The organism is Caldithrix sp., assembly GCF_056497305.1.
This window is the reverse complement of the sequence record NZ_JBSMDE010000011.1, coordinates 22,775-30,844: the sequence shown is the minus strand read 5'-3', so window position 1 is coordinate 30,844 and position 8,070 is coordinate 22,775. Positions and strand designations below refer to the sequence as shown.

Sequence of the window (8,070 nt, the reverse complement as noted above, 5' to 3'; positions counted from 1 at the left end):
CCAAAAACAACCGCAGAGAGCACAAAGATTTAGAAAAAAAATAAAATTTATTGACATGTAAGGCTAAAACTCAGCAAAGCGGCACAATTTGCTCCCCCTTCCCTTTATTAAAAGAAGGGAAGGGGGCGGGGGGGGTTAGGATCTTCTGCATAAAAATTTTCGCATCCCGCTTTGGCGGGAATAGATCTTTTAAGGGAAGTATTCTAAAGTAGTCCAATACTCAAAATGATAAACTTTTTTATTGTCTGCGGCTTGTCGTGTCAATCCATCCATATTTAATTGAGGTTGTTATTACGCATAATATTTTTAATAACAGCGTACATATCGACCATTCGGTACGGTTTCACCACCATGCCCTGAAAACCGTAATTCCTGTAATTGGCCATAACCGGATCATTAGAATAGCCGCTGGAAACGATAGCCGGCACATTGCCAGCCAACTTCTGGATTTCTTTGATGGTCTCCTTACCTCCCATTCCCCCGGGGATGGTCAGGTCAAGCAGAACCAGATCAAATGGTTTGTTGTCTTGCATGGCTTTTTTGAACTTTTCAACGGCCTCCTGACCTGTTTTAGCCACTTCTACTTGCAGACCGAAACTGCTTAACATCTCGCTACCGATGTCTAAAATTACTTCCTCATCATCCATTAAAAGCACTCTGCCTTTCAGCGGAGTAAAGACCTCGCTTTTTTCTTTTTCCGCATGCACCGATTTGTCAGATGCAGGCAGATACACACTAAAAGTGGTGCCTTCGCCCACCCTGGATTGTGCTGTAATATAACCGTTGTGCTTTTTTACAATGGAAAAGGTTACGGCCAGCCCCAGACCGGAACCTGTTTTTTTGGTGGTGAAATAGGGATCAAAAATTTTCTGTAAACTTTTTTCATCAATGCCAACGCCATGGTCTTCCACTTTAAAGCACACATATTTTCCGCGTTTCAGGGGCAAGTCGGACCTACCGTCATAGAAATAATTGAAGGCCCGAATATTTAACACGCCTCCCTGGGGCATGGCTTGTTTGGCATTGATGACCAGATTATTGATGACCTGGGCTAATTGCCCTTCGTCAGCCTCTACCAACCACAAATTGTCCGGGATTTCAAACTGCGCTTTTACATTCGATCCTCGAAGCAAAAAGGTAGTGGCCTCGCGCAACATATCTGCCAGTGAGGTCACTTTTTTAACCGGCGTTCCGCCTTTGGAAAAGGTCAATAATTGCTGCGTCAGATCCTTAGCCCGTAGGCAGGCTTTTTCAGCTTCGAACAGTCGACTTTCCAGCTTATCATTGTTTTTGGCGATTAATCGCGCCAGAGAGATATTACCCAGAATAGCTGTCAATATGTTGTTGAAGTCGTGGGCAATGCCGCCTGCCAGTACTCCAACCGATTCCAGTTTCTGAATCTTCATCAATTCCATTTCGGCCTTTTTCATTTCGGTAACATCCATCAGAACGCCATCCACACGAATTAAATTATTGTCGAGGAAATTCATGGTAACGGCGCTGCGAATATACTTGACGCTGCCATCCTTATGGATGATGCGATATTCCGTGCGCGCTTCAGGCTGTTTTTCTAAAATCGCTTTTTTATTTCTTGCTCTTAGTTGCGGCAAATCCTCGGGATGAACAATCTTAGACCAGGTATTTTTATCGCCGTCAAAAAAAGAGGCCGGATAGCCCGTTATTTTTTCAATTACCGGAGAATAATAACTATCAAGAATTTTCCCGGTTTTATCGATTAAGGCACTGTAAATGGCATCCGGAATGGAAGAGATCACTTTTTCAAATTCCTTCTTCGATTGTTCCAGCGCCTCCTTGCTGCGTAATAATCGTTCCAGAGCCCTTTTTTGAATCGTAGTATCCACCCAATATTCTACGATGTACTCTACCTTACCCTTTTTGTTCAATAAGGGATAAAGATAAATCTGATAGTAACGAATCTGTCCCTCTTTCGCCTCGCGGGCGATTTCATGAATGACTACCTGATGTTTTTTGCATAAACGATCCAGCCATTCTTCAATAACCATTCCTTCTTCTTTATGTAATTCATAAAAGGAATGGATTTCAGGGAAACTCTTTTCTGCAGAAAAATTGGACAATTCAATGTTCAGGTTACGCGCCCGAAAGACAAAAAGCGGGTAATTTAAAGAATTGATGATTTCATTAAAAAATTTCCAATTTCGGCGCTTACTGTTAAAATAGAGGTAGATAGCTATGATATTTATGATTGAAAGAAATATGATCATATTTAAAATCAGATCATATTTTTTCTGGATAGCGATCTGCCGTTTCAAATGCTCTATTTGCAAATCGTTCGCAGATGACTTTTGATTTAATTGGATGAGTTGTTTTTTAAGGCTATCTCTGGGTATGTTGAAAGAGGTCGTATTTTGTGCAAGAATCTGATTCTTAGCTCCTATTGTGGGCGGTGCCCCAAACAGAACAGCAACAAACAATAGGCCCATCCATGTGTTTAAGCACATCATGCAATTTTATCCTGATGAGACTGATTGGTAATTTGATTTTTTCGTCATATATTCAATAAACTTAACCTTTAAATACCTATGGCAGCGTAGCCGCAACTAAAAAACTTCTTAAAAAAATGACAGGCCGGTGCCTTTGAACCATTTAACTCTTACACTCATATACTCTTAACTTTACTCCTCCAACAGCAGAAGTCATTTTACGAATTAGCCCTCACACCCTCGATCCCCCTCTCCCAGAATAAACGTCAGGGAGAGGGTGAAGGCTTGTGTGGCAAAATTTTCCAACTGTGTTGAAGATTTTTTCATATTGGCCATTTTACTGCTAATGAGAATTCGTTCTGTTGAGTTTAACTTTACCATTCGTATTGCTCGCGGCAGCCGGAAAGAAAAGTAAAAATTTTCAGCCTAAGGTAACACAAAAATTTTCGCACCCCGTAGCGCGACTCTCCAGAGTCGCATTGGCTCGATAGATCCAAAAAAAATGCCTAAAAACGGAATCGATTTCCCTTAATACACAGATTTTAAGGCAGCACAGCCGCAAACAAAATCAACCACAGAGAGCACAAAGATTTCTAAAAAAAATAATATTTATTGACATGTAAGGCTAAAACTCAGCAAAGCGACACAATTTGCTCCCCCTTCCCTTTATTAAAAGAAGGGAAGGGGGCCGGGGGGTTAGGATCTTTAACACAAAAATTTTCGCACGCTAAAGTGATGGATCTTTTTATGGAAATATTCTAATTCGTACCAATTTCTTAAATTCGTTGTTTTTATTTTAAACCAAAGAATTATTGTTCAGAATTTTTGCGTTTTTAGAGTGTAATGCGTAATCTCTTTCTCGATATTGAAAGGAGGTGCCTCGTGCCCATGACGCGCGGACAAATTTCGAAATTGATGGGAATATCGCCTGAAACCATTCGTTTTTATGAACGAAAAGGACTATTACAGCCCGAACGCAATCCCATGACTCACTATCGCTACTATGATGAAGAAGCCATCAAACGCTTACGATTCATCACCAAAGCAAAGAGCCACGGCTTTACTCTGACTGAAATCAAAGAATTACTGGACTTGAGCAAAGGGCCCGATTCCTCTTGTCTGGATATAAAAAAGAGAGCAGAAGAAAAGTTAACCGTAATCGAACAAAAGATCGAGGAATTACAAAAGATCAAGAACGCACTCAATCAACTCATTTCATCTTGCCGGCGTGGCAAAATGGTTGCTGAATGCCCGATCATCGAAGCCTTTGAGAACTGAAACAAAGAAAAACCACAAATCGCAGTCAGTGGATTTAACAAATTCTTTGACCGTTTGGCCTTTTTAAGTTTTACAACAGAAAGAAAAGTCGGTCAATTTGTAGGGACAATTTTCGCAAATTTTTAAAACTGATGTATTGTTTTTTAATGAGTTAACCAGCATCGGCTGTCAAAGTCGGAAGTTACCCCTTGCTCCAGGTGTAACTATTTTGCACGCATGAGCAAAATTATGTAGATTAAAGCCATGAAACGTTTTGGGTTATTATCATTGTTTCTGTTGCTCCATTGTGTAGGCGATGCGCCGCACGATAATCCCCTGGATGGCGATGGCGGTTTGACCATTCAAGGCACAATTCAAACCTACTATGCGCCCCATCTTCCCTTAGCTATGGTCTCCGTGTACCTAAAAAAGCAGAATTTACTCACTTTCACCGATGCCTCTGGTCAATTTTCTTTTACGCACTTAGCCGCGGACAGCTACCTGGTTATTGCCGGAGGATCGGCCTTTAGCCAGGACTCACTTCAGGTCGATTTAAAAAAGAATGTCCGCCTGCAATTTCGCCTTGATCAGTTACCGCAATTCGAAGAGATCACGGTCAGCACCCACCATCAGGCCCATTGGTTTCCTGTGGAAGACAGTTACTATTTACAGATTGCAGTCAGGCTGAATGATCCCGATGGCATCGGAGATTTAGACCGCGTCTTTTTTGAAATTCCGGAATACACGATTTCGGACACGCTCTTACCCGGACAAAATCCTGGTGAATTTTACTACGCTCGCAATGTTAACGATTTACCGGTGCGTCATCTGGAAGAGCTTATTGGCAGGGCCTTTTTGGTTAAAGCAACCGATGATGCAGGATTCACAGCCACAGCGCAACCCGTTTTTATTACGCGCGTCATTGAACAGACCACCCAGTTGCTTGCTCCGGTAGGCTTACAAACGATTACCGGCGATACCATTCATTTCCAGTGGCAGGCGGTCTATTTAAACTTTCCTTTCCAATACAAACTGGAAATATTTCAGGTTAACAACGGCGTACCCACCACGGTAAAGATTGTTGATTCTTTACCGCCGGATTTACCCAATCTCAACTATGTTCATCAACTACCCTCAGGTGAATATTTGTGGCGCGTTTACATCATTGATGAATTTGGCAACAGCAGCCGTTCTAAAGAAGGAGCCTTTCAGATTCCATAATTGGAGAGCAAATCATGAGTGTTAAAAATTCATTTCAAACCCTGTTAAAAATAAGCGAAGAAATTAATTCCATCCACGATAGTCAACAATTACTGGATCGCATCATGGATCTGGCCATGGAAGCGTTAAATGCCGAACGTGGTTTTATTTTGATGAAAAATTCAGAACACGACTTTACCGTGGTTACAGCCCGAAACATCAGCAATCAAACCATCGAATCGATGCGTGGTTTTTCCTCCAGTGTGGTAAATCGGGTTCTGGAACGCGGCGAACCCATCCTGAGTATTGACGCCCAGACCGATCAGCGTTTTTCAGGAGCCGATAGTATAATTCTGCAACAGATTAAATCCGTCATTTGTACGCCCCTTATCGAACAGGGCAAGATCATTGCCGCCATTTACATGGACAGCCGGGCCGATGTGAACCAATTTGATCAGGAGAGTCTCGACTTTTTAAAAACATTTGCCACTCAGGCGACCATTGCTTTGAGCAACGCCAAAATACTGGAAAAACTTCAGAGCGAAAACAAAACCCTCAAACGCCAGATATCCCTTTCCGATTCTTTTCCGGAGATCATCGGTAAGAGTAAACCGATCCTGCGCATTCTGGAACTGGTTCGGGATGTGGCCGATACTTCCGCCTCGGTACTCATCGAAGGCGAAAGCGGCACCGGTAAGGAACTCATTGCCCGGGCTTTACACGCCCATTCCTCTCGCAAAGACAAAGCCTTCATTCCCATCTTTTGCGGCAGCCTTTCAGAGAGCCTGCTGGAGAGCGAACTCTTTGGTCACAAAAAAGGCGCCTTTACCGGCGCAGTCGAAGACAAGGCCGGATTGTTTGAGGAGGCCCATGGAGGTACGCTTTTCCTGGACGAAATCGGGGATGTCCCCATATCCATTCAGACAAAACTTCTGCGCGTCCTGCAGGAAGGAGAATTTAAACGCGTCGGTGAAACACAGATAAGAAAAGCAGACGTGCGGATTGTAGCAGCGACCAATAAGGATTTATGGGAAGAAGTTCAAAAAGGTGATTTTCGCGAAGACCTGTACTATCGTTTAAATGTCATCAATATTAAAATGCCGCCTCTGCGTCAGCGAAAATCTGATATTCCACTGCTGGCCAACCACTTTTTAAAAAAATACGCCCAAAAAAACAAGAAAAAACTGGACGGCTTCAGCAAAGAGGCTTTACAACTGCTGCAGGAATACGACTGGCCGGGCAATGTCAGGGAACTGGAGAATGCCATCGAACGCGCTGTCATCCTGTGCAGAGATTCAGAAATTAAGGCCGAACATTTCAATTTGCGTCAACAATCGTTACCGGTACCCATCGGCAAAACCTTAAGAGAGATCACGCATTATGCCGTACTGGAAACCTTAAAACTGGCAGAGGGTAACCGCACCCGGGCTGCTCAGATTTTGGGCGTTTCGCGCCGCTGGCTCTACTACCACATGAAAGAGTGGGGCATGCTTGATGAAAATTGAAGGCTACAAAATCATTAAAGAAATCAATCGCGGACCTGTGGCTACCGTTTACCTGGCCGAACAACTGGCTCTGGAGCGCCGGGTATTTTTAAAAGTGCTCAATAAACACATCCATGATCAGCCCGATTTACTGCAACGCTTTAAACGGGAAGCGCGCATCTGCGCCCGCCTGAATCACCCCAACATTGTCAATATCTTCGATTTTGGGGACACCGGAGAGGCCTTTTATTTAACCTTTGAATACGTTGATGGCCAACCTTTGAATGAACTGCTGAAAGCGCATGGAGCCCTCCCCTTTCCCGTCATCTTTTTCATTACCTACGAAATGGCAAAAGGTCTTCATTTTGCCCATCAAAACGGGGTACTGCATCGGGACATCAAGCCGGCCAATATTATGATCGGCAAAGGGGGTTCTGTTAAAATAACCGATTTTGGTCTGGCCACCAGCGCAGACTTACCTAACCTGACCATCCAGCAGGCCGCCGTTGGCACTCCGGCTTACATGTCGCCGGAACAGGCTACGGGCAAAAAGCTCGATGCTAAAAGCGATATCTTTAGCCTGGGCGTGACCGTGTACGAGATGAGTACCGGTTCCAATCCCTTCTTAGGCCAGAACGTGGTAGATACCCTGAATCACGTGCTCTCTTTAAATCCCAAACCCGTTAAGGCCTTGCGGGAAGATTGTCCGGCCTGGTTTAATGAAATCATTGCCCACATGCTCATCAAAAAGCCGGATCAAAGAATGCCTTCTCTACACCACCTGCTGGAACATCCCCTGCTCAAGCAGAAACTGATCGATCAAAACCAATTTTTACACTACCTGAAGCATCCTCAATCGTTTTCGACAAAGGAATCGGCCCCTGCTTTAACAAAAGGTAGCAAACCATTAAAGCAGCGGCAAATCATCACTCGCTGGTTGATCATCGCGCTGGCTTTGGTCGCTCTGTTTTTTAGTTTGCTTTATTTTAATACCCATTACAGAACACAAAATCCTGTTGCGCTCACAGACACACTCCGGCTTCCGCCGCCGGACACCGCAAAAGCCAGGCCGCTTCTTCAGCCTACCCATCCCGTTCCCTCAACAGGAAAGAAAACTTCTTCTTTTTCGGAACCGGCAACCGAACGTTTAACCAGGACGGATTCTGCCCCATCCCCGTCCATTGAAATGCGCCCTGTGAATATGGGGCACCTGATTATATTTTGCCGTCCCTGGGCTCAGGTTTTTATCGACCACACATTTATTGACACAACGCCGCTGAATGAACCATTGGAGCTCAAAGCAGGCACTTACACTTTAACGTTGAAGAACCCTAATTTTAAAACTCTGGAACAAACAATAACCATTCGCCCAGGACAGCAGGATACGCTCGTTTTTTCCTTAATACCCCAAACCGGCACGTTACACATCAGCGCATTTCCCTGGGGCAAAGTGTTTATCGACGATTCACTGCGGGGCATTACCCCGCTTCAACTCAAGGTGCCCGCAGGAAAACATCTATTAACCATTAAAAATCCAAATTTTAAAAGGTATTCTGACACTTTGCAAATACATCCAGGAGAGATCATTGAAAAACGGATTCAATTAAAGAAATAAGGCACTATTTTTGCATAATAATCTGTGAAGAAAAAGCAGAGGGAAAATTGGT

Annotated in this window: 5 protein-coding genes; 4 read left to right on the top strand and 1 reads right to left on the bottom strand. The window is 43.8% G+C overall.

The features are described from left to right. Positions 1-275 precede the first annotated feature (275 nt). The gene (locus ACWB0I_RS00980) at positions 276-2,483 is read right to left on the bottom strand and encodes a two-component system sensor histidine kinase NtrB (RefSeq protein WP_479386159.1); all 2,208 of its coding nucleotides are present in this window, start codon (positions 2,481-2,483) and stop codon (positions 276-278) included. Between the two features lie 867 nt (positions 2,484-3,350). Here ACWB0I_RS00980 and ACWB0I_RS00975 point away from each other — a divergent pair. The 4 genes from ACWB0I_RS00975 to ACWB0I_RS00960 all read left to right on the top strand — a co-directional run bounded on the left by ACWB0I_RS00975 (position 3,351) and on the right by ACWB0I_RS00960 (position 8,018). Then, positions 3,351-3,740 carry a heavy metal-responsive transcriptional regulator gene (locus tag ACWB0I_RS00975; RefSeq protein WP_479386158.1) on the top strand — a complete coding sequence of 130 codons (390 nt, stop codon included), beginning with the start codon at positions 3,351-3,353 and terminating at the stop codon, positions 3,738-3,740. A gap of 243 nt (positions 3,741-3,983) precedes the next feature. Then, the gene (locus ACWB0I_RS00970) at positions 3,984-4,940 is read left to right on the top strand and encodes a carboxypeptidase-like regulatory domain-containing protein (RefSeq protein ID WP_479386157.1); all 957 of its coding nucleotides are present in this window, start codon (positions 3,984-3,986) and stop codon (positions 4,938-4,940) included. Positions 4,941-4,954: 14 nt separating this feature from the next. After that, positions 4,955-6,424 (top strand): sigma-54 interaction domain-containing protein, encoded by a 1,470-nt coding sequence (locus ACWB0I_RS00965; protein ID WP_479386156.1) that lies wholly within the window; start codon positions 4,955-4,957, stop codon positions 6,422-6,424. Beyond that, a complete protein-coding gene (locus ACWB0I_RS00960; RefSeq protein WP_479386155.1) occupies positions 6,414-8,018 on the top strand; it encodes a protein kinase domain-containing protein in 1,605 nt (534 codons plus the stop codon). The genes ACWB0I_RS00965 and ACWB0I_RS00960 overlap by 11 nt, the downstream gene beginning before the upstream one ends. The last annotated feature ends 52 nt before the right edge of the window (positions 8,019-8,070 follow it).